The sequence below is a fragment of the Parabacteroides sp. AF18-52 genome (genome assembly GCF_003479145.1).
GTDB classification, from domain to species: Bacteria; Bacteroidota; Bacteroidia; order Bacteroidales; family Tannerellaceae; genus Parabacteroides; species Parabacteroides faecis.
Map to the genome: position 1 here is coordinate 1 of NZ_QUGR01000006.1, position 24,341 is coordinate 24,341.

At 42.3% G+C, this 24,341-nt stretch carries 15 protein-coding genes; 6 read left to right on the forward strand and 9 right to left on the reverse strand.

The features are described from left to right. The first annotated feature begins 314 nt into the window (after positions 1-314). Positions 315-1,283 (forward strand): hypothetical protein, encoded by a 969-nt coding sequence (locus DWX23_RS11690; RefSeq protein ID WP_122374766.1) that lies wholly within the window; start codon positions 315-317, stop codon positions 1,281-1,283. Continuing rightward, complete coding sequence (locus tag DWX23_RS11695) at positions 1,249-1,938, forward strand: ATP-binding cassette domain-containing protein (RefSeq protein ID WP_122374624.1); 690 nt, start codon at positions 1,249-1,251, stop codon at positions 1,936-1,938. The genes DWX23_RS11690 and DWX23_RS11695 overlap by 35 nt, the downstream gene beginning before the upstream one ends. A gap of 82 nt (positions 1,939-2,020) precedes the next feature. Here the strand turns inward: DWX23_RS11695 and DWX23_RS11700 are convergent, their stop codons facing one another. From DWX23_RS11700 to DWX23_RS11740, 9 genes are all read right to left on the reverse strand, one after another. After that, the gene (locus tag DWX23_RS11700; protein WP_122374625.1) at positions 2,021-4,171 is read right to left on the reverse strand and encodes a GH92 family glycosyl hydrolase; all 2,151 of its coding nucleotides are present in this window, start codon (positions 4,169-4,171) and stop codon (positions 2,021-2,023) included. A 71-nt stretch (positions 4,172-4,242) separates the two neighbouring features. Continuing rightward, a complete protein-coding gene (locus tag DWX23_RS11705; protein WP_122374626.1) occupies positions 4,243-5,367 on the reverse strand; it encodes a glycoside hydrolase family 76 protein in 1,125 nt (374 codons plus the stop codon). Between the two features lie 99 nt (positions 5,368-5,466). Next, positions 5,467-6,606, reverse strand: coding sequence for a SusE domain-containing protein (locus tag DWX23_RS11710; protein WP_122374627.1), 1,140 nt, complete (start codon positions 6,604-6,606; stop codon positions 5,467-5,469). Positions 6,607-6,618: 12 nt separating this feature from the next. Then, positions 6,619-7,746: a SusE domain-containing protein gene (locus DWX23_RS11715; RefSeq protein ID WP_122353574.1), complete on the reverse strand. Its 1,128-nt coding sequence runs from the start codon at positions 7,744-7,746 to the stop codon at positions 6,619-6,621. Between the two features lie 32 nt (positions 7,747-7,778). Then, positions 7,779-9,401 (reverse strand): RagB/SusD family nutrient uptake outer membrane protein, encoded by a 1,623-nt coding sequence (locus DWX23_RS11720; RefSeq protein ID WP_122353575.1) that lies wholly within the window; start codon positions 9,399-9,401, stop codon positions 7,779-7,781. A gap of 15 nt (positions 9,402-9,416) precedes the next feature. Further along, positions 9,417-12,767: a TonB-dependent receptor gene (locus DWX23_RS11725; RefSeq protein ID WP_122374628.1), complete on the reverse strand. Its 3,351-nt coding sequence runs from the start codon at positions 12,765-12,767 to the stop codon at positions 9,417-9,419. 130 nt (positions 12,768-12,897) lie between these two features. Beyond that, positions 12,898-13,911, reverse strand: a complete 1,014-nt coding sequence (locus DWX23_RS11730; protein ID WP_122374629.1) for a FecR family protein — start codon at positions 13,909-13,911, stop codon at positions 12,898-12,900. A 56-nt stretch (positions 13,912-13,967) separates the two neighbouring features. Further along, positions 13,968-14,531, reverse strand: a complete 564-nt coding sequence (locus DWX23_RS11735) for an RNA polymerase sigma-70 factor (RefSeq protein WP_122374630.1) — start codon at positions 14,529-14,531, stop codon at positions 13,968-13,970. Between the two features lie 700 nt (positions 14,532-15,231). Continuing rightward, the gene (locus DWX23_RS11740; RefSeq protein ID WP_122355382.1) at positions 15,232-16,443 is read right to left on the reverse strand and encodes an ROK family transcriptional regulator; all 1,212 of its coding nucleotides are present in this window, start codon (positions 16,441-16,443) and stop codon (positions 15,232-15,234) included. Between the two features lie 498 nt (positions 16,444-16,941). On the opposite strand from DWX23_RS11740, the gene DWX23_RS11745 reads away from it, so the two are divergent. The 4 genes from DWX23_RS11745 to DWX23_RS11760 all read left to right on the forward strand — a co-directional run bounded on the left by DWX23_RS11745 (position 16,942) and on the right by DWX23_RS11760 (position 24,266). Then, entirely contained in the window at positions 16,942-20,280 is a 3,339-nt protein-coding gene (locus tag DWX23_RS11745) for a TonB-dependent receptor (protein WP_122374631.1), read from the forward strand. A 29-nt stretch (positions 20,281-20,309) separates the two neighbouring features. Further along, complete coding sequence (locus tag DWX23_RS11750; RefSeq protein WP_122374632.1) at positions 20,310-21,878, forward strand: RagB/SusD family nutrient uptake outer membrane protein; 1,569 nt, start codon at positions 20,310-20,312, stop codon at positions 21,876-21,878. 262 nt (positions 21,879-22,140) lie between these two features. Next, on the forward strand, positions 22,141-23,058 hold the full coding sequence (locus DWX23_RS11755; protein ID WP_122374633.1) for a dihydrodipicolinate synthase family protein: 918 nt from the start codon (positions 22,141-22,143) through the stop codon (positions 23,056-23,058). 5 nt (positions 23,059-23,063) lie between these two features. Next, positions 23,064-24,266 (forward strand): AGE family epimerase/isomerase, encoded by a 1,203-nt coding sequence (locus DWX23_RS11760; RefSeq protein WP_122374634.1) that lies wholly within the window; start codon positions 23,064-23,066, stop codon positions 24,264-24,266. Positions 24,267-24,341: the final 75 nt, after the last annotated feature.

Sequence of the window (24,341 nt, forward strand, 5' to 3'; positions counted from 1 at the left end):
TTTCGATTCTGACATAAGTTTACCGTGGTGTTTTGTCAACTTATTTCAGGACAGGACACCGGCGGGAAATCAGTGGTTGATAACCATCAACCGATTGGCCGACAATTGTCAACCGTTCGGCTGATAATTATGAACCATACGGCTGATAATTATCGGCCGCTAAAATTTACCGTATGTTTAATAGAAAAGAAAGGAATAAGTATTGATAATAAAAGGGATCTTTTGGTGAGCGAAAGATAGGGATAATGCCTGGGGAATACAACAATCAATGAATAAAATTCCCTACATTTGCCGGGAACGTTAATTGAACATTTATGAACAGCGCATTCCTACGTTTCCGTCTCCGGCAGTCGGGAAAGTTTATTCGTGAAATTCCGGTTATCTATCTGGTCGTGATGGTAGGACTCTTGCTTATACCCGGAATTGCACTGTATCAATTTACGAAGGATTTAAAAGGGAGCCTGATCATAGCAGCCATCCTGCTGGCACTTCTGTCTTTACTCCAGCTGCGAAGGAAAGACTATAGATTCATCTTTCTTACGGAAGAGAATGGCTGGAAAGTATTCAGCATGGATTATTTCTTATTATCCTTACCGATCTTTATTATCCTGCTGGTAAATTCATTCTGGTATATATCGCTGGCAATCATAGCCGGATGCATAGGAATCAGTTTCATAAAACAGCCTTTTCACCGGACAAAAAAGGGAATGGAAGCTCCCGGATGGATACCGGCAGAAGCCTTCGAATTACGGGCCGGGATCCGGCAATACGGCGGCTTATTACTGATTCTCTATCTGAGTGCCTGGATCGGCCTGTTACTGCCTTTTGCCTCTCTGGCATCACTCTGGTTCTTCACGGTCGTATTGTCCGATATTTTCAGATTCTCAGAGCCGGTACAGATACTTTGCGCGCAGGAACGACCTGCCAACAAGTTTCTGCACAAGAAACTACTCCTCTATCTGAAATTATCCATATACGCGATAATTCCGGTTTGTGCGATATACATGCTTTTATATCCACAGCATTGGTGGCTTATCCTTACCTTTCTGGTAGGAGTATCCCTGAATATAGCGTTATTCATTGTAAACAAATATGCCCATTATCTGCCGAATACAAAGATTACGGGAGGGCAAGTTCCCATCACAACAGCTGTAATAAGCATTTTCTTTCCGGTTTTTTCGCCGGTAGTTCTGTTTTTTCTGATCAAATACTATCTGGCTGCCTGCCGGAATCTAACAATTTATCTATATGCTTACAATCCGGAATCTGCAAGTAGAATATAAAAAAGAATCTCCCATACTGAAAGGGATCGACCTATCGATGGAATCGGGGAAAATACACGGCCTGGTCGGTCTGAACGGCGCCGGGAAGACAACCTTGCTGAATACGCTGTATGCTTTCATCCGCCCTTCCGAAGGTTCGATCTGCTACAATGAAAGAACTCTGAAAAGACGGGATATTGCCTACCTGGAAGCCGAGAATTACTTTTACCCTTATATGACAGGACGGGAATACCTGAATCTTTTCCCGGCAGGAAAGAACGGTTTTGAAACAGATAGCTGGCAACAACTTTTTCATCTTCCGTTAGACGATATTACGGAAAACTATTCGACCGGGATGAGAAAGAAACTAGCCTTGCTGGGCGTTCTTAAGCCAGATAAACCGATCGTAGTCCTGGATGAACCGTTCAACGGCCTGGATCTGGAAAGTGCCCATATCCTCACCCTTATCCTGCAACAACTCCGGGAAGGAGGTAAAACGGTATTGGTTACTTCACATGTTTTCGAGACATTGACATCCAGTTGCGATCAGATCCATCATATCGATCACGGGATAATCGGCCACAGTTACTCCAGAGAACAGTTCGGAATGCTCCAAAAACTCCTCTATTCAACTATAGAGGACCAGGCTTCCGATCAAATAAAGAAGCTTATCTGATCCTTTATTCACGTACTGATACAAATCAGCCCGGATTTAAGTAAACCCGGGCCGATCGCAACAGAAAACACTTGATCTTTTATTATTCAGTAGTGACCGTCAATTGTTTCCCCTGTTTCAACAGGGCATGCGGGATAAACCAGCCATCGATTTTCTGACCGTCATAAGAAATATCCGTAATCTTCCGCCCGTTTCCTTTCTTTACGATCGTGAACTGAGTATTATCGCCTAAGGTGAATTTTACCTGGTCGAACAAAGGTACGGTCACGATATATTCCGGGTCAGCCGGAGAATAGGTATATAAGCCAATGGCATTGAATACATACCAGGAAGACATCTCACCAGCATCATCCATTCCGGAATAAGCCAGTTTGTCCTTACCCATATCATAATAATGATTCATGATACTATCCAGCATACACTGTGCCTTTTCCTGTTTATCGATGAAATAATAAGTATAAGGGATGCTGTGTCCGGGTTGGTTGCCGTGGCAATAATTTCCGATGAAACCGGTTAAATTGTGGGCTTCATAATTTCTCCACGGTTCTGTAAACAGTGAATCCAGTTTCTGTTCGACAGCTTTTTCACTGGGATAAAGGGCAATCATACCTTTCGGATCGTGGGGAGCAAAAAACAGTGACTGCCAGGCATTGGCTTCACGATACATATAAGCATAATAAGGATAATAAGGATCGAAATCCTTGATCCAGCTGCCATCGGCAATCTTTCCGCGCCAGAAACCTGTACCCGGATCGAACAGGTTCTTATAATTACCGGAGCGTTCCATCAACGTTTTATAAGTACTTTCATCTCCCAACTCCTTAGCCAACAAAGCAGTCGCATAATCATCGTATGCATATTCGACAGTCTTTGTTACCGCTGCTTTATATTCATCCCAGGTCGGAACATTCGTCGTATCCTTTTCTGCAATCCATCCCTGTTCGATGTATTCATCCAGATACGGCCTGCCGCCCTTTCCCGGAACAGTTGCGTTATTCACCAACAGTTTATAGGCCCGGTTCAGATCGAAATCCTTCAATCCGCGTAAATAGCTACCGGCAACAAATACAGAGGCATGGTCGCCGTGGAAAAAGGTCGGCATATAGCCATTCCGCTTTTCACCTTTATCTGTAATGGATTTGATCACGTCTGTCGTTACATCCGGGGAGATCATTCCCAATAAAATCAATTTATTACGATAATCATCCCAGAATGACGGATCGGTATAATAACGGAAACCATTATTTACCACATTCCCTTTAGCATCCGTATATTCCCCGTTCACGTCGCTTCGCAAAACGGGCCATAAGAACGAACGATACAGACAGGAATAGAAAATGCCTTTCTCACGTTCCGTTCCGCCGGTCACTTCTATTTTGGATAACAAATTCTCCCAGGTCTTGTCTGCTTCCTTCCGAACCTGTGCAAAGCTTTTCTCTTTCATTTCCTGTTCCAGGTTCATCTTTGCGTTGTCGATACTTACGAAAGAAAAACCGATCTTCAACTCCAGCGGTTCGCTTCCTTTACTATCGGCAAAACTAACAACCGAAACTTCATGTTCACCGTCTTTCACCTGTTTGATATCCTGGATCTTATAATTGGAAACAGCATAGAAACGTATATTACCCTCGGCATCCTGATTACCGGAAAAAGTATGATCGTCGACCTTCTGAATGCTCCAGTCTCTTACTCCATTGTTTGTCCGCGTGATATCCACCAAGACTTTCTTATCGTCGTCCGGTCGGAAAGTATATTTATGATAAGCACAACGAAGTGTGGAAGTCAGCTCGGCATTGACCCCGTATCTTTCCAGGAATACCTGGTAATAGCCCGGATGAGCCGATTCGTTCGTATGGCTGTATTTTGAGGCATAATCATCGGAAGATACATTCCCTGTTACCGGAAGGATAGGAAGATGCAGCAAATTCCAATGTCCTTTATTGGTATGCGAGAAGCCGTAAATAACCGTATCTTCATACTGGTAACCGGCTCCGCTCCGGAATTGGGTCACCGGACTCAACTGGACCATCGCATTCGGAACAGAAGAACCGGGAAATACTTCAGCCCCCCAGGTCCTTGTCTTCAAATGACGTTCATACCCCAGATCTTTCGTTTCCCACAACGTTGCTGTCCCTAAAAAAGGATTCACATAATTCGTGAGCTGCTGCTTACCCGGTTGGCAACTTATCATCAAAGTCAATGATAATAAGCCTGCAAAAAAAGAGTTTTTCATACTAAATTAATTATTAGAATATGATAATGATCAAGAATTAAAAACTATATCTGTCTGAGATTAAAAAACACTTATAATATATCCAGATCCTCCAGTAACGCAGCCGCTTCGATCAACATACAACCACTCAGTTGCTCGGTTAATCCTGTAGACGCTCCCGGGGCAGTCCGCCAGTAAGTACCGAACAATACATTTGATTTATTGGTCCCCTGCGTCCATAATGTTTCTGCATTTGTTTTCAGGAATTGTACATAACGCCGTTTAGCACCTGCATCCAGGCGGTCCTGCTGGATAAGATCTGTGAAATAACGAATAAAAATACCTTTGAACAATCCTCCGTCACCTGTTCCTTCATCTTTCAGAATAGAATTGCTCACCAGTGTACTGATCGTATAATCAGCAGCCAAAACGGCATCGTTCAGATAGGCTTTTTCTCCCAATATCTTATATAATTCAACAGCCGATCCGATAAATGTTCCTTCATTGTAAGTAAATATCCAATCTTTCTTTATTTCTCCGGTATTGCTGTTTATATTATCGTACACCATCCCGTTATTGCTGTTGAATAATGTACTTTTTTCCCAGTTATATATCTTGAGTGCCCATTCCTTATACGTTTCATCCCCGAATTCACGGTACAGGCGGGCTGCCAGGATGCAAGCCGGACCGTTTGAACAGGCATTTTTACTATACTCCTGCCCTTTTACCCAACTGATACCTCCACCTGCATTCTCATTCCAACCTACTTTGATATAATCCCAGATCTGCAATGCGGCTTCTTTATATTTTTGTTCTTTGGTAGCCTGGTATGCACGAAGAATAGCCAGTGCATTCCACTCCATATCATCGTAGAAATCATTTTTAAATGAATTACCGTTCTTGATCTTCACGCCTTCAAACCATTGGTCGAAATAGGTTTTATATTTCGCATCTTCCGTACGCAAATAGGCGTCTGTCAGCACATCCAGTGCATGTGCCTGGGGCCAATACTGGAATGTCGTATTTCCATTGTTATCGGTATTAAAATACTTCTCTCCCGCATTCCAGAATGAATTTATCAATGCCGTCGTACTGCTATCGGCGGCGGCATACCAATTAATACTATCATTTTCATCCGGTACGTTCGGAGTATTATCATCATCGCCACAAGCTCCAAGTAAAAAAGGGAGTAACAGGAAAAGGAATATATTCTTCATGACATTATTTTTAGCTGTTAAAAAAAGAAGAACCCGGAATCAGGTCAAATTTTCCGAAATATACAATTCCGGGTTCTTCTTACCAAATCTTATAGTAAACTATTTAACAATCGTATGCGTATAAGGCTGATCGGCTGTCAGATACAGTGTATAAGTAGCCGGAACACCATCAAAGTCTCCCATCAACTTCCATTTGTTATCCCACTGGGATACTTCGGTAAACAATTGCAGGTAATAATAAGACTCCGGACTGCTTGCCGTCGGACGAGCGTCTGTCTGGTTCAATGTACCCCATTCGACTTCTTTCTCCGCATCGGCTCCGCCATTTTCCTGGATAGTCATTCTGAACTTATAACGTTCGTCCTTACCCCAGCTTTCTTCTTTGAAAGTAACTGTTTCCTTGGCCTGGAATACACCATAGCCTACGTAAGGCAGTTCGAACAGAGATTCACCATCCGGGCAGAAATAGAAGCTGACTTTGTTTACCAGTGTATAAGTGCAGGCACCGGTATTAAAGTCTAATGTAATACGGTAAATACCGTCTTTGGCAACCGTTGCCGTACCGTTCTCTTTCACCATTCCGTCAACCGTATAGAACTTTCTCGGAGTACCGGTCTTTGCGTCTGTGAAATAGAAAGGTTTACCTGCTGTCAGTTTTGTATACACTTCAAATTCACCACCGGAAATTGCTTTCATTTTATGTGCTTTTGCCAGGTCAGCGCCACCTTCAGAGGCCTCTCCGGTCACATATACATCGATCGGAACATCTTCGAAACCGGCCAGGCGGGTCACCGTGATCTTATTTTCAACTCCGGCTTTCATGCTCTGCAAACCTTTTGAAGAAAGTACGGTCCACTTGAATGTACCCGTATCGGACGGTTTTATACCGACCTTGCCCGCAATCTGGTTCAATTGCTTATGCGTAACGGAAACATAATTGCCAAATCCGTTATTATTGGAATACATCACATATACCGGTTGTGAAAAATCACCGTCTGCCTTATCAAAAGCAATCTGATAAAGAGCAGTACCTGTTTCTTCCACACTCGGTGTCTGCCATTCAAAATAAACACTGGCTGATGCGGAGGGTTCCAAAACAACGGATTTTCCATCTGCCGGTTCAAGCAATGTGCTTACACTTGCCAAACGGTTATCCGTCTCCCCCATATTATCATTACATCCCATAAAGGCCAGCACCGCAGAGGTAACGAACATCAGTTTTATAAATATCGCTTTCATAATTCTTCCTTTTTATTTTATTACTAAATTATGAGTATATTCACCTTGCGTATTCAAAGAGAATGTAACATCATACGCCTTATCACTCCAACCATCGGTAGCCGGACTCTTCCAGACTTCGTTGTTTGTCCACTGTTCTACATTCGTCTTTTCAGCCATGTAGTAATACTCATCGTTACCGGTCGGCTTACTATCATTGTTGATGGCAGCTCTCCATTCGGTTTCTCCTTCGGAGCTTTCCATTCTGAACTTATAACGGTCGTCCGAATTATCGCTATCCGTCAGGCCTGTTACTGTATAGTTACTGATAGCCCAGACACCCAGACCCTGGTAATCCAGTTCTATCTCTTTCTGTGACCAGTTCAGGAACCATTTCACTTTAGTCACTTCTTTCGAAGTAAACGATCCGGCATTAAAATCAATATAATATTTATAGATACCGGTCTTGGTTGCTGTTGTACTACCGCCTTCTACCAGTTTTTCACCATTCAGCGAGTATTCAGCCGGAGTACCGGTATTGGCACTGACAAACTTAAAGGACTTGCCTTCCGTTAGTTTCATGAAAATCTCAAACTCGCCGTCAGCCACCTTTTTCATTATCATGGCATTCTCCAGGTCAGCCCCTACTTCTGTTGCTTCACCGGTGATATACAACTGGCTCGGGACTTCTGCGAATCCTGCCAAACGGGTAAGCGTCAGCGTACGTTCTTCTTCTGCCTTGACCGGATTAATACCTTTGGAGGCATATACCGTCCATTTCAGAGTTCCTTCTTCAGCCGATCCGATCCCTGCCGAAGCAGCGATCTGGTTCAACTGTTTATGTGTAATCGTTGCATGATTAGTTCCGCCATTGTTATCAGCTGTAACTATAGACACGGGATCGGAAAAATCACCATCCGCCTTATCGAAAACAACTTCATACAACACGGCACCACCATCTTCCGCCAACGACGGTTCCCATTCAAAATACAATGAAGCCGAAGCTGATGCTTGCAGGACAACGGCTTTCCCATTATCCGGTTCATATAACGCTTTAACGGCAGTCACGCCCAAATGCCTCACTTCCCCGTCACTGCTACATGCCGCAAAGACCAGAGCAAAAGCGAACAGCATAATATATTTGATAGATACAATTTTCATATCTCTAGATTTTTTGGAATTAAAACTTTTGATCAATATCCGGGATTCTGAGTCAGATTCTTGTTGATATCCCGTTGTGACTGCGGAATAGCGAACAGATAATCTCTATCTTTATTGAAAGATCTCTTATCCAACTGGATATACTGTGTATTGCCTGCTGCAAATTTAGCTCCGTGAGGATTACCGTTCAGTGCGGTTTCGATCGTTTTCCAACGACGGATATCGTATAGTCTCGTACCCTCGATAGCCAATTCACAACGACGTTCGCGGCGTACAATAGTCTGCATATCGCCCGAAGCCGGGTAATTCAAAGCAGAAGCATCTGTGAAACCGGCACGTTCGCGAATCGGACGGATCGTCTTGTTCCAAACAGTTTCATTCATTTCACCCAGTTCTGTTTTTGCTTCAGCATACATCAATAGAACGTCCGCATAACGCATCAGGATCAGGTTTAAACCGGAAGCCAAACCAGCCGGAGCTGTCGGATCGAACCATTTACGAAGATAATAGCCTGTTGCTGTCGAGTTCTGTCCCGGACCGATATATTCATCCAGGTTAGCAGCTCCCGCATCTTCAGAAGAACCCGGTTTGATATAAATCGTAGACGTTTTGCCGTTACCATCCGTCCATTGGTAGCCATGGTAAACGATAGTAGCCTGTAATCTCGGATCCCGGTTTGTATAGGGATCGTCTTCTTTATAACCGGAACCACTTTCATTGATCGACCGTCCATTTTTCATGATATAATCGTCAACCAGCTCCTGAGTCGGTGCGAAACCGTTTACACGTCCGCCCACCGACAGGGGAATCCCATCGTACATTTCGCTCCAGGTTCTCAGATTCAACAGATAACCCATATCCAGAATCACCTCGCTGTTATATTCGTTTTCCGGCAGGAATAAACCTCCATAGCTTGAGAATAAAGCATATTCACCGTATTCGCCATTTATTATTTTCTCACAAATAGACGATACATTTTGCCAGTCGTTTTCATATAAATAGGTACGTGCCAGTAAAGTCATAGCAGCGCCTTTAGTGATACGGCCATTATCGTTTGCAGCATATTCCTGCTTTGTCGGTAATGTGCCGACAATGTCATTCAGTTCGTCACGGACAAACTTGATAACATCCGCTTTCGGCGAACGGGCGATCGTATTGGCCTCCTCGATCGTCAATGTATAGTCGAACAGGGGAACATCGCCATAGTTATTGGCCAGACGGAAGAACAACATCGCACGAATAAAACGCGATTCTGCCTTCATTCTGTTTTTCAATGTCTCATCCATGTTAGGGACACGGTCTACGTTCTCCAGGAATGTATGGCAAGTTTTGATACCTTCATAACATTTTTTCCAGTCCTCAGAGAAACGTCCCAAAGCGGCATTTGCCTGGCCGGAAGTGATCAGTTTTTCATCCGTGCTACCACGTCCTTCGTATAAGTTATCCGATAAACGTTCATCTGCAAAGAAATAACCGGAACTCATCATTTGGCTGTAAGCCATGCTCAGCACCGAAGAAGCCTTTGCTTCGGAAGTCCAATAGTTCAAATCCGTAAACTTATTGGTAGGAGCCAGATCCAAATCATTACAAGATACAAATGATGCAAGTATGGCGCATGCCATACTTGGCCAATATTTTAAAATATTCATTTTCATAACAAAGTCTATGTCTTAAAATTCTATATCCAAACCAAATCCATAATAAGTCAGTGTCGGGTAGTTACGTCCGCTGTTCGCTCCGATACCGCCGATACCACCCATATCGCTACCGAATTCAGAAGATTCCGGATCGATGAATGAGTTCTTGGTAAATGTCAGCGGATTTTCAGTATTTACACTGACACGTAATTTCTGCACACCAAACTTCTGAGTCAATGCCTTCGGTAAAGTATATCCGATCTGGATGTTCTTTACACGTAAGTAGGCAGCATTCAACAAATAAATATCAGAACCGGCCATACCCCAGTTGTTCGTAGAAGAGGAAGAACCCGGGGCAACCAGACGAGGCCATCGAGCATCCGGATTTGTCGGAGTCCAGAAGTCCAACTGATGTTCGTAAATACAATATGAATAGTTTGAATGGAATGGTTCTATCAACTCACCGCGCAAATACATAGAACGTTTACCCACACCTTGCAGCATCACGTTCAGGTCGAATCCCTTCCATGTCATGTTGTAAGTAAAACCGAATGTATAACGAGGGAATGCATTACCCAATATTACACGGTCTTTTTCGTCGATAACGCCATCTTCATTCTGGTCAACGTATTTCACATCACCAGGTTGTACGGAAGCTCCTACCGGCAGTGAGCTATTTGCAATCTCGTCATAACTCTGGAACAATCCATCTGTTTTGTAACCGAAATATGAACCTAAAGGCTCGCCTTCACGGATCAGTTTATACAACTGGTCATTCTGGTCGATACGTTCTTTTCCACCGAAATCTGTTACTTTATTCTTTGAGTCGGAAATGTTAAAATTGAAGTTATGATGGAAATCGCCTGAATTCAATTTATAATTGATCGTTACTTCCCAACCTCTGTTCTTCATTTCTCCGGCATTCTCTTTAGCAGCAGAACCGCCATAGATAGAGGATACTTCAGGAGTTAACAATATATTAGAGGTTTTCTTATCAAAATAATCTACAGATAAGAATAAATTACCATTCAGGAAAGTTGCATCGGCACCAATATTGAAGTTGGCCGATTTTTCCCATGTCAGGAATGCATTACCGTCTGTATAGCTGGTTCCCGGAACAGATATGCCATTGAATACATAACCGTTGTTGTTCATCTGGTAAACAGTCTGGTAAGAATAATTGTCTACATTCTGATTACCCAGCACACCATAAGATGCTCTCAGTTTCAAATCACCGATATTACTCTTATAAGTATCCATAAAGGCTTCTTCGGAAAGACGCCAACCGGCAGAGAATGAAGGGAAGAAACCCCAACGCTGATCTTTGGCAAATTTTGAAGAACCGTCATAACGGAAAGATACATCTCCGTAATATTTATCCATATAATTATAACCTACACGACCGAATATGGAAGTAATACTTGTCTGGTCCGTATCGTTATTCGAGTTCTTGTTATCTTTATTCTGAACGGATTCGTCTGTTGTCGGTAAACCCAGGTCTTCATCCGTATATTCCCAGGCGATGCGACTTGCCTGTTTTGTATAAGATTCGTTTGATACACCGAACAAGGCGTTTACATTATGAACACTGTTAAATGTACGGTTGAAATCCAATAAGAACTGTGTACTTAACGTATAACGTTTTTCGTTATAATCTTCAGTCATTGTATTGGAGTGCATATACAGTACCGGATTTTCCAGATCGGCAGAAGAATACAACGGCACTTTCTTGTCACGGCGATAACGATGATGCTGAGTCAGGTCCAGACCAACCAAACCGGTAGCTTTCAAGCCGTCGATGATCTTGAAGTCAAGGTTCATACTTCCGATGAAGTTGTCTTCGTCTTTCTTTTCATAACCACCGTCCTGCAGCAATGCCAGTGGGTTATCGTCGCCGACTATATCATTAACCAGATATTTGTCACCTTCCATAAACTTATAGTAATAGTAAGAAGGGACACGAGACGAGTTGATGATCGTATTTCCTGTACCACCGGCTACCGTTCTGTCTTTACGGCGGTTGTAAGCCATCAATGACGTCAGTTTAAAACGGCCATACTCGGTACTCAGGTTACTACGGAAGTTATAACGTTCCATTCCGAAGCTACCCTGGAAGTTACTCTCCTGGTTATAGTAGCTGGCTGATACCATGTAAGTGGTATTCTCACTACCTCCGGATACATTGATGTTATAGTTTTGCTGAAGGCCGGATTTAACGATTTGGTCATATAGCCATTCTTCTTCATTACGATGATCATACAGATCACGGATCTGGGTAGGTGTGAACTGAGGTGCACTGCCCACATTCATATTTGCCTGGTTTCTCAACATGGCATTCTGCCAGCCTTCGACCGGAGAGAATAAAATATGCGGGTCCTGAATGCCGACCTGTCCATTAAACGCGACAACGGGTTTGCTGCCTTTGGAGCCTTTTTTAGTCGTTACCAGGATAACGCCATTTGCAGAACGGGAACCATAGATAGCTGCACTACCTGCATCTTTCAGGACGGATACGTTATCGATATCGTTCGGGTTCAGGTTGTTCAGAGTCGATGAGCTCGATACCAATCCGTCGATAACGATCAGCGGGTCATTGTTACCCATCGTACTGACACCACGGATGTTGATGTTCATACTGTTGTCGTTCGGATTCGCATTCTTGCTCTGAATGATAAGGTTAGCAGAAGCACCCTGCAAAGCCTGGGTAGCATTGGTTACAGGACGATTCTCAAAGATCTCGCTGTTTACCTGGTCTACAGAACCGGTGATACTTTTACGGGAACGGGTACCATAACCGACAACTACCACCTCATCCAGTTTCTGGGTATCTTCTTTCAACGTAATGCGGAAATCACTTTTCCCTTTCAGGGATATCGATTGAGTCAGATAACCGATGAAAGAAATATCCAGTGTGCCGTTTTCAGGAACTTCCAATGTGAAATTACCGTTAAAATCAGTAACCGTACCATTTGTTGTTCCTGCAACAACGACGTTTGCGCCGATAACAGGTTCGCCCGTTTCATCGACTACAACCCCTTTTACATTCTTTACTTTCTGATTAACTGAATTTTGTGAAGGAGAGGTTATGACCAGATAGTCACCTTTTACCGAATAAGTATAGCCTGTACCAGCCAACACCTGGCTCAATACATCCAATACTTCCACATTGTTTTGATTAAGCTCGACTTTTTTGTTTACATCCAACTGGGTGCCGTTATAGGCAATTTTGTACTTGGATGAAGCTTCAATCTTCTGGAATGCTTCTTTTAAAGAAACAGTACCTTCATTAAAGGACACCTTCTGCGCATTGATTTGCAGGCAACCTGCAATCAAAAAACTCAGACAATAGGTTCCAATTCGTCTGGATTTGTGTTTGTTCTTCATATGTAATTAAAATAGTTAAACAATTGCACCGATTTGAGTGCGAACTCATCTATAATGACAGATGAAAAAAACGTTGCACCCAATCAATCGTAAAACTTTTTCAAATTACATGTGATTTTTTTTAATGAACTTATCTCAGATAAATATTTTTCCCGTCAATTTTATACTCCAAGCCCGGGATAAGCTCTTTCAGAAGCATAAATATATTTTCGACAGACTCATTCTTATTAAAATGAACCGTCAGCAGATTCTCATTATAAGCCGATGTCTGCAAATGTATATTCAACCCGTATGTACGTTGCAGGATACGGATAATATCCTTAAAAGAATAGTTGTCAAACAGCAGACCTCCTTCACGCCAATCGGAATAATCGGCAGAAACAACCTTTTTCACATCTACATCTCCGGATTCAATATAATATAAGAGTTGTTCATCAGGCACCAGATGATATGTTTTTTCTTTTTCATCCTGTAAACACACCTGTACAGATCCTTCTTCAAGAGTAGTTGCTATCCGGCCGATTTCCGGATAAGCAAAAAGATTGAACCGGGTACCCAACACTTCGACATTCAGTGTCCGGGCTTTAACAATAAAAGGCTGTTCCACATTCTTCTCTACCTCGAAATAACCTTCACCCGACAGATAAACCTCACGTCTCTCTCCCACAAAAGTAGAAGGATATATCAATACACTACCGGAATTCAGCCAAACACGGCTACTGTCGGGAAGAACAACCTGCTCACGTTTCCCTGCAGGTACAAAATGTTCTATCAGTGAAACATTCGCCAAGGCATCTTTCACATGGGTCGCTTCCCAATAAAGATATAGAGATGTGGAAAGCATGATTAATGGTAAAAGCCATATAGCCGCCAGTTTTACCCAAAAAGGCATGATCCGCACAGCTTTACCTACCGGTTCCTTTCGATCTGTAAAACCTAAATTTCTGCTCAACTGTGAAAAGGCCTGTTTGGGATAAGTCTCATCCATTTCCGGAAATCCTATAGTATCCCAAACCGACTGTAACGCACTATCTACTTCCGGTCTATCCTCTTTTTTAATCAGCCGTCGATGTACTTTCCAGGTCATCTCTTCCGAGAGGTCGTGATGAAAGAAATAATCAACTATTTTTTTTATATAACTCATTCTATTTCTACGATTATATTATATAGACTGCTTTTAGGCTATCCACCCCTAATTTTTTAACACAAATAAAGTATCAATAGGTATAATAAAATTTTTCTCAACTCTTTTAACGCTAGATTCAAATGATTCTCTACCGTCTTCTTACTCAATTCCAATTTCTCCGCAATCTCTGCATTCGATAATCCCGCTTCACGGCTCAACTGATAGATCAGTTTACGCTGGGGAGGCATATTCTCAACCACCATATCTATCAGGAGTTGCAGATCTTTAGCAATCAGATCTTCATCCGGTGAATCATAAGTTTCTTCCTCAAAAGGTTTTTCATTCAACCTTTCTATACGTATTTGCTGAGATTCCAAAAAATTGAAAGTAGTATTCTTAGATAGAATAAACAGATATGCTCCAAAATTCCTGACATCGGCAAACATATTCCTGTTTATCCACACTTTTGAAAAAACTTCCTGGGTAATATCTTCTGCGTCTTGTTGCGATTTAACCAGGCCGTATACAAAATTGCGGACTTTAGGATAATAGCGCATGAATATCACCTGAAAAGCATCTTGGCTTCCCTGGACCAGTTCCTTCACTAATAGTTCCTCGTTGATAGATTTTGTTAGCATAACGGCAAATATACGAAGCTAATATTTAAATCAAAACGAACATTGGCAATTTGTTTTTATAATAAGTAGTATTTTCTGCTTTGAACAATTCATCTTTGCAAAATCCAATCTATTTCCCCAAATATAAAAAATAATTGGGGAAATGTTATGTTTTTATAACAGGGAAGGAGTATTTTCAAAGATAAATAACAGAGTCCTTAGAAGACTATGGCATAATATTCAGATCTATCTATATTCGTCAGCATACAGCATAGAAGTCATACAAAGTATCAAAAAGGTAGAAATGTCTCCTGAAAAATAAGCTTAGCAACCAAATCCATTCATTAAAAACTACTATAATCAGTCTTTAATTTTACATAACTGAAAGATATAGCCCAAAGCCTTTTCCTAATTTATTATTGTCCACCTTTCTTTTTTTATATATTTAACTTCAATATTTAATTACAGCGCAAATATAAATAAATATATTTAATAATAAAAGTATATCAAATCAAATTTATCAATATTTGTTTTGTTAAAAATAAAACTATTCTGCTTAGATTGTTTTTCTACAAGAGGAGTATATAAAAAATCAAAGGGAGTAATGAATAATTACTCCCTTTGATTTACAAAATTACCTTTTGGTAATAAATAAAATAAAGGTCCATAAATCTTATATCGACAAGATTTACAAACACCGTATTGTTAATAAAAATATTGATTAATAATGAATCATCCCCAACACTTTACTTCTTGAAAGCAGGCATGCCCCCAGGGCACCAGCACGTTCCCCTAATCGGGAGACTTTAATTTCTGTATCCTGAGATACCAAATTAAGAGAATATTTCCGTATAGCACTCTTTATGGGCAGACTGATATATTCACTTGTAAGCGACAAAGTACCTCCGAGTACAACTAATTCAGGATTAAAGATATTCATAAGACCGGCTATTCCACGTCCCAACTTCTCTCCCATTTCCTCCAGTATTTCAATGCATAACACATCTTCTTTCTGGATCGCTTCAATCATATCGGCCATGGTTATCTTTTCTTTCTTCTCTATTTTTCCTGCTAAAATAGTACTACTACCTTCACGATAACGCTCTAACAGCTTGCGATGCAAGGCAGATCCGGATGCTTCAGTCTCAATGCATCCCTTTTTACCGCAATGACAAAGGATTTCGTTATCAAAAAAGCAGAAATGTCCGAACTCACCGGAGAAACCGGATTTTCCATAGTAAAGCTCGCCGTTTATGAAGATAGAAAGTCCTAGACCCCATCCCATATTAATAAATAATATATTTTTTTCACCCTTAACCACGCCTTGCATGTATTCGCCATAGATCATGGCCCGGGTATCATTTTCGATATATATTTTAATCTTGATCCGCTCTTCCAGGATTTGGGATAAGGGTTTTTCTTCAAAATAGAAAATGCTATAACTATATCCGGAAACCGGATTTACACGTCCTGAAATATTTACTCCTACCGCCAGTACTTTGTCACGCGATACACTCAACCGATCGATAAAATCATTGATCAGATAACACAAACTCTCCAGGGCTTCCGGAGTATTTTCCAGGGTATAGGGAATACTCTCTTCAACACGCAATTTTTCTCCTTTGAAATCGACAGCTGCAATATTGATCTTACTCCGGTACACATCGACTCCGACAAAATAACCGGAAGTAGGGTTCAGACCATAAATATTCGGTTTACGCCCTCCGCTTGTCTCCTGTTTTCCAAAGTCCAGAATATAACCATCATCCAATAATTCCCCGACCAGTTTGGTTACAGTAGGAATACTCAAATCCATTTCCTTGCACAACTCCGCGATTGTGGCATCACCATTGGCTATATAATAATGTATAATCTTCTTTTTAAGAAGGGCACTACGATTGCTATCTGCTGTAATAAGGAATTTTGTATTCATGGTATTATTTTTTACTGCGATATTTTGAACAAACAAAAGTAGATAAATATTTTTCAAATATAGTTCTGAGTAAATAAAAAAAATCCGAAACAACTCCTTCTGTGAAACTTACATCGGTCGTCCACAAGAACCCTCCCATTCAAAAACAAGCTTTCCCTTTTCTAAAAAAAGTTCAAAATATCATAGTCTTCTAAGAACTCAGATACGAAAAAAAGAAGGATTTCAACAATTAAAAATCAGGACTCTCCGGCTTCCTGTCAACAGCCGGAACATTATAACATTATTGTATCACCTAATAAAATCTATGCGAATGAAAATTTCATGAATCACAAGTAAAACAAGATCACACAAAAAGATGCAACGTTCTCACGGCACACTATATGCCGGTCTGCACCAGGTATGACTTTTCAACATACCGGGAAATCAAATTAAACGTAAACAAACTGATTATTATATGGTAGATCCATATCTAAATGTCCAATTAATAAAACAAGTATCATGAAGAAAAAAACCTTCATTTTTATGCTCATTTTCTTATTACCGGCAATTGCATGGGCACAGGAGAAAATGAGTATCCAGGGAGTCGTTTACGACGATCTGAATACAACCATTCCGGGTGCATCCGTTATTGAAAAAGGCACAACCAATGGAACCGTCACTGATATTGACGGGAAATTCACTATACAGGTTACCAGAGGAGCTACACTTGAAATCTCCTATATCGGATACAAGACCCAGGAAGTCAGGGTAACAAACACACAGCCATTAAAAATTACCCTGAAAGAAGATGCACAAACTCTCGACGAGGTCGTTATCACAGGTTATTCGGGGAAACAGCTCCGATCGAAATCGACTAACTCGATTGCCAAAGTAGCCAACGAAAAACTGACGACCGGTTCTTACACCAACCCGGCACAGGCCCTGTCGGGAGCCGTTTCCGGATTACGTGTCATCCAGGCATCAGGAAGTCCGGCCGCTACTCCGACAATCATTCTCCGTGGTGGTACCAATCTCGATGGTACAGGTTCACCGCTAATCATCGTCGACGGACAGGTACGTGGTAGTTTAAGCGATATCAATCCGGAAGATATTGAAGACCTGCAGGTCATGAAAGATGCGGGTGCCACTGCTATCTACGGTGCCCGTGCAAACGACGGGGTTATCCTGGTTACGACGAAAAAGGGAAAATCGGGGAAATCCGAAATCAATTTCAAAGCGAAACTCGGCTTGAACTTCCTGAACAATCCGTATGAATTCTGTAATGCCGAAGATTATATTTATTGGATGCGTACTGCATATTCCCGCTCTTCAAACATGTGGCAGAGAGCTGATGGCAGCGGAGTTGGTTATGTATCATCCGCTACATTGGGATCTGCTTCGCCCCACGGAACAGGAAACAAATATTTTGCAGCAGACGGTGTTACTCCTCTGACAAATGATATGGCAGCCGTTTATAGCACGATGTACCTGGATGATACCAACAGGTTCCTGCTGGGTAAAGGCTGGAACAGCATGATCGATCCTGTTACCGGCAAAGAGCTGATCTTTAAAGATACAAATGTCAGAGATTACAATTTCAACACACCTGCCCTGACTCAGGATTACAATATCAATATGTCGGGTGGTAACGACAGGGGACATTATTATGCAGGTCTGGGATATAACTATTCCGAAGGACTTCCTATCAACACATTCTATGAAAGATATTCTTTTGTCTTCAACGGAGATTATAAGATCAAACCGTGGTTAACCTCCTATTCCAGTTTAAACTTCACGCGGGCTAACTGGGAAAATCTTCCGGGTTCCGCTGTTTCCGAATATAATTATTTCGGACGTATCTTATCGACGCCTCCTACGGTTCGCTATGAAGACGAAGAAGGGAACCTCCTATTGGGACAGCACTATCAGGACGGTAATCAACAATATCAGCCGGAGAAATTCATTCGTGACAACCAGAGTGATAAATTCACAATGAACCAAAGTTTCAATATCGATTTTATGAAAGGACTTTCTTTAAAAGTTTCGGGTAACTGGTACTACGAAGAACAGCTTGCCGAATCGTTCAATAAAGATTTCTACCAGACTCCGACCGTGATTAATACAACACGTTCTACTTCTTCTAACTGGAGACGTAAATTCGACCAGACATACAACGCCGTATTGAACTACAGCAACCAGATCACTCAGGATCATTATCTGGACGCCATGATCGGTACCGAATATTATGATTCTTACACCCGTTATTTGAGCGCATCCGGTTCCGGTGCCGCAACCGACGACTTCGGGGATCTGGAACTGACAGATAAAGGAGAGAACAAACGTAACATCGATACATATCATAACAAAGAAAGAATCATGTCTTACTTCGGTCGTGCCAACTACGATTTCCGGAGCAAATATCTCCTTTCCCTGGTAATGCGTTCCGACGGATATTCACGCCTGGTAGACAATCGCTGGGGCGTTTTCCCCGGAGTATCCGCAGGATGGGTATTCTCCAAAGAAAAATTCATGCAGAAATATTCCGATATCCTTTCTTTTGGTAAACTGCGTGCGAGTTTCGGTTTGAACGGCAAGGTCGACACAAACCAGATCGGATATTATACCTTGCAAGGTTCTTACAGCACGTCTTCCAAATACGACGGGAATACAAGTTATGTGATCGGAAGCATACCGAACCCCGGATTGAGATGGGAAAAATCAAGAACCATTGAAGCTGGTTTAGACCTGAGTTTCCTGGAAAACCGCTTAAATGCGAACTTTACTTACTATAACCGTCTGACTTCCGACAAATATGCAAATATTAGTCTGCCTTCTTCTTCCGGTATCAGTTCCGTTCTGACTAATAACGGAAAAATCCGGAATAAAGGTATTGAAATAGACCTGAATGCCAAGATCATCCAGACCAAGGACTGGAACTGGACAGTAGGAGCAAACATTGCTTACAACAAAAATATCATCGTTTCATTACCCAACAACGGACTGGACAAGAATCGTCAGGATGCCTTTCAGGTATACTCCGGAAACGGCGATGAGAAAATATGGGTAGGCGGTTACCAGGAAGGTCAGGAACCAGGTATGATGTATGCATTCCAGGCAGACGGTATCTATAAAAATTGGGATGAAATCCCTGATTACCTAGAAGACAGAGGAGGTGGAGCTTCCGCCTGCGTACTTTATGGTAAAAAATCATGGGATGAACTGCCCGACAGTGATAAAGGGACCGGCGAAGAAGGGGCTTCCAAAGTGAAAAAATTACCGATCCAACCGGGTGATGTGAAATGGAAAGATGTAAACGGCGATGGCGTGATCGATCAATACGATATGGTAAAAGTAGGCAACACGAAACCACGTTATACAGGAGGTTTCAATACAAATCTCAGCTGGAAGAACCTACGCCTTTATGCAGCATTCGACTTTGGGTTGGATTACAAAATCTATGATCAGACAAGTAACTGGTTCCTGGGATGTATGCAGGGATCATACAACATGACCACAGATGTGAAAAACACCTGGTCGGAGACAAATCCGAACGGAACGTTACCTAAATATTACTGGGCAGATCAGCTAGGTAAATCCAACTATTACAGAAGATCAACTATGTTCTGCTATGACGGTAGTTATCTGGCTATCCGTGAAATCTCCCTGGCATACACATTACCAAAGAACTGGGTACAGAAAGTGATGTTACAAAATGTAGAAGTATCTGTTACCGGACAGAATTTAGGATACATCACGCAATGTGCGTTGGTGGCAACTCCTGAAACGATGGCAGGTATAGCCGGTTCCGGATATGCTTTACCACGTACCCTTTTATTCGGGATCAGCGTTACTTTATAAACAATTAAACAGTCTAAATTCGGTTAATTATGAACTTAAAGAAAACAATTATAAATACATGTATAGCTGCCAGCGCAGTACTTTATACATCATGTGATCTGGACCTGGTTCCTCTCGATTACTACGGAAGTGGGAGTTACTGGAAAACCGTATCCCAGGTGGAATCTTATATGAACGGGATACATGTCGACCTGCGGGCTAGTAATTTCAACAGACAGTTCTTGCTGGGCGAAGCACGCGGAGGGACAAACAAATCCGGTACTTCTTCATTGATCACCTCAATCAACTACGACCGTATCAAAGAGAACAACCTGGATGCAGATAATACAGGTATTTCAAACTGGAACGGGACATACGGCTATATCTTCGATTGCAACCTGCTGATACAGGAAGTGGAAGGAACTGCCTTGCAGGAAGAGAATGCTTCTACTATCAATTATCTGCTGGCACAAGCTTATGGGATCCGTGCATTACATTACTTCACACTTTACAGAACCTTTGGCGGCGTTCCATTGATCGAACGAGTGAAAGTTCTGGACGGACAAGTAGACGTCGAAACACTTTACACACCACGTTCATCGGCTAAAACGATTATGGATTTTATCAAATCGGACCTGGCAAAGTCGTTGGAATATTTCGGGTCGGACGAAACCATCAAAAGCAATAAAGCTTATTGGTCGAAAGCAGCTACAACCATGTTGGCGGCAGAGGTCTACCTGTGGAGTGCAAAAGTATCATTGGATGATCAGACTCCCGCCTCCGACGACTTATCGAAAGCCAAAGGCTATCTGAACACGATCCTGAACGACTCCCGTTTCGGCTTGTGCGATAACTTCAAGGAGATCTGGGATGTAACCAATAAAGGTAACAAAGAGATGATCATGGTAGCCCGGTTCGCAGACGGTGAAGCGACCAACCAGGCAAGCGAATTTGTTTATGCGCAACCTAACTTCGTAAATACGGTCTACGGACGCGACGGAAACCTTATTACAGGAGATACACTCGAACTAAAAGGCAGCGGTTGGCAGAGAAACGAATACGAACTGGGCTTATGGCGCATTTTTGACGCGGAAGATACCCGCCGTGATGCTACATTCCTGGAATATTATCTGGCAGACGGCTCTTTAATGGGTACGGTTCTGAAAAAGAACCTGGGTTATGTCAATTCAAATAACACCCGCGTTTTCTGCGGTGACGAGGCAATCTATCGCTATGCAGATGCCCTCCTGCTAATGGCGGAAGTTGCCAATATGGAAGATGGGGATGTAGCCTTTTACCTGAACCAGGTTCGTAAGCGTGCCTACGGTTCCAACTGGAATGAAGCAAAATACGGCTATACCAATTCAGACTTCAAGACAAACGAACTGGCTATCCTCGCAGAAAAAGACAAAGAGTTTGTAAATGAAGGCAAACGCTGGTTTGATATCTGTCGCATGAAAGACGGAAAGAATGGAAAAGCATTGGCATTTTGCACTGAATCAGGCTATAAAGGAAACGGAGCCGTTCTAAAAGAAAGCGAAAGCCATAAACTCCTTTGGCCGATCGATGTAACCACATTGAACGCAGACGATACATTGGAACAAACTCCGGGTTACTGATATTTTTCAACATAATTGATAGTTAATATTTAACTGACTCCTATTCCAAAGGTCGCTATATTCAATATAAATATAGCCTCCTTTGGAATTCTTCTTACCTAAGTCTAAAGACAAATCCTGGGTAATAAGAGGCACTAATATCACACAAAAACAAAGAATTAAGAAAATAATTCTCAATTCACACCCTAATTAATAAAATATTTTATTTATATTTGTCAAGTTTTTAAACAGCAACACACATAAAGAATAAACACTATACACCATGGAAAGAATTAAAGGACTTATCGATGCCCCGTTTACTCCGTTTTATGAAAATGGAGAAGTGAATTACGAACCCATTGAAGCTTATGCCAAACTTCTTGTCAACAACGGATTAAAAGGTGTTTTCATCAACGGTTCATCCGGTGAAGGTTACATGCTTACGGAAGAAGAGCGTATCAAACTCGCTGAACGGTGGATGGAAGCAGCACCCGAAGGATTCAAAGTCATCGTACATGTGGGTAGTACTTGCGTAAAGACCAGTCGTAACCTGGCAGCTCATGCACAAAAGATCGGAGCATGGGGTATCGGAGCCATGGCCTCTCCGTTTCCGAAAGTAAACCGCATCGAAGAATTGGTGAAATACTGCGAAGAGATTGCTTGCGGGGCACCGGAACTGCCTTTCTATTATTATCATATCCCTGCATTCAACGGTGCTTTCCTCCCGATGGTAGATTTCCTGAAAACCGTAGACGGCCGCATTCCTAATTTCGCCGGGATCAAATATACATACGAAAGTCTTTACGAATATAATCAATGCCGGTTATACAAAGACGGAAAATTCGACATGCTTCACGGGCAGGACGAAACGATTTTGCCTTGTCTCGCAATGGGCGGTGCACAAGGTGGAATCGGCGGAACAACCAATTATAACGGAAAAGAACTGGTCGGCATCATTGAAGCATGGAAAGCCGGCGACCTGGAAACAGCCCGCGAAAAGCAAAACTTCTCACAGGAAGTGATCAACGTGATCTGCCATTATCGTGGAAACATCGTAGGAGGCAAGCGTATCATGAAACTGATCGGCCTGGATCTCGGAAAGAACCGCACACCGTTCCAGAATATGACCGATGCGGAAGAAGCAGCTATGAAAGCTGAACTCGAAGCTATCAATTTCTTTGAAAGATGTAACAAATTCTAATCATTATGGATGCAAAAACAAATATTGCCCAGCCGGCCGAATATATCGGTTACTGGGGCGACATTTACAAAAGCGACTTCCTGAACGATGTCATGCCATTCTGGTTGAAATACGGCATCGACAAAGAGAACGGCGGCTATTTCACCTGCTTGAACAGGGATGGTTCCTTAATGGATTCCAATAAATCCGTATGGTTCCAGGGGCGGTTCGCCTTCATCCTGGCTTATGCTTACAACAATATCGAGAAAAAGCCCGAATGGCTGGAAGCCTGTAAGAACGGTATCGATTTCATCGAGAAATATTGCTTCGATACGGATGGACGTATGTTTTATGAAGTGACGGCAACCGGTATCCCTGTGCGCAAAAGAAGATATGTTTTCTCCGAAACTTTTGCAGCCATTGCCATGGCGCAATATTCTATTGCATCCGGAGATAAAAGCTATGCCGATAAAGCGGTAAAACTATTCAAGCAGATCCTTCATTATAAAAATACACCGGGATTACTGGAACCGAAATTCCGTGAAGGATTCGTTGCGAAGGGACATTCTTTCTGTATGATCCTGATCGATACGGCAGCCCGTATCCGTGAAGCCATCAACGACGAGATCCTTACAAAGCAAATAGACGAATCCATCGCCGAATTACGTCGTGACTTTATGAAGCCGGAATTCAAAACGATTCTCGAAACAGTCGGTCCAAACGGCGAATTCATCGACTCGATACCGGGCCGTACGATCAATCCGGGCCATTCCATCGAAACAGCCTGGTTCATTCTGGAAGAGGCCAAATACCGGAACTGGGATCCCGAACTGAAAGAAATGGGATTAACCATTCTCGACTGGGCCTGGGAATGGGGCTGGGACAAAACATACGGTGGAATCAGCTATTTCAAAGACTGCAAAAACCTTCCTCAACAGGAATACTGGCATGATATGAAATTCTGGTGGCCCCAATGTGAAGCCATCATTGCCACACTCTATGCCTATGAGGCCACCGGTGATGCAAAATATCTGGAAATGCACCGGATGATCAATGAATATACATATGCCCGTTTCCCGGACAGGGAATATGGCGAATGGTACGGTTATTTCCACTATGACGGTACATTATCACAGCCGGCCAAAGGAAATATGTACAAAGGCCCGTTCCACATCCCCCGGATGCTTCTGAAATGCAATCTGCTTTGCAAAGAAATCCTTTCAAAATAACATAAACAGAAAGAAAATGCTGTCAAAAGTTCATTTGCCGTCTGCTTTAGCTGACGGTTTACAAGTTGTTTTCCT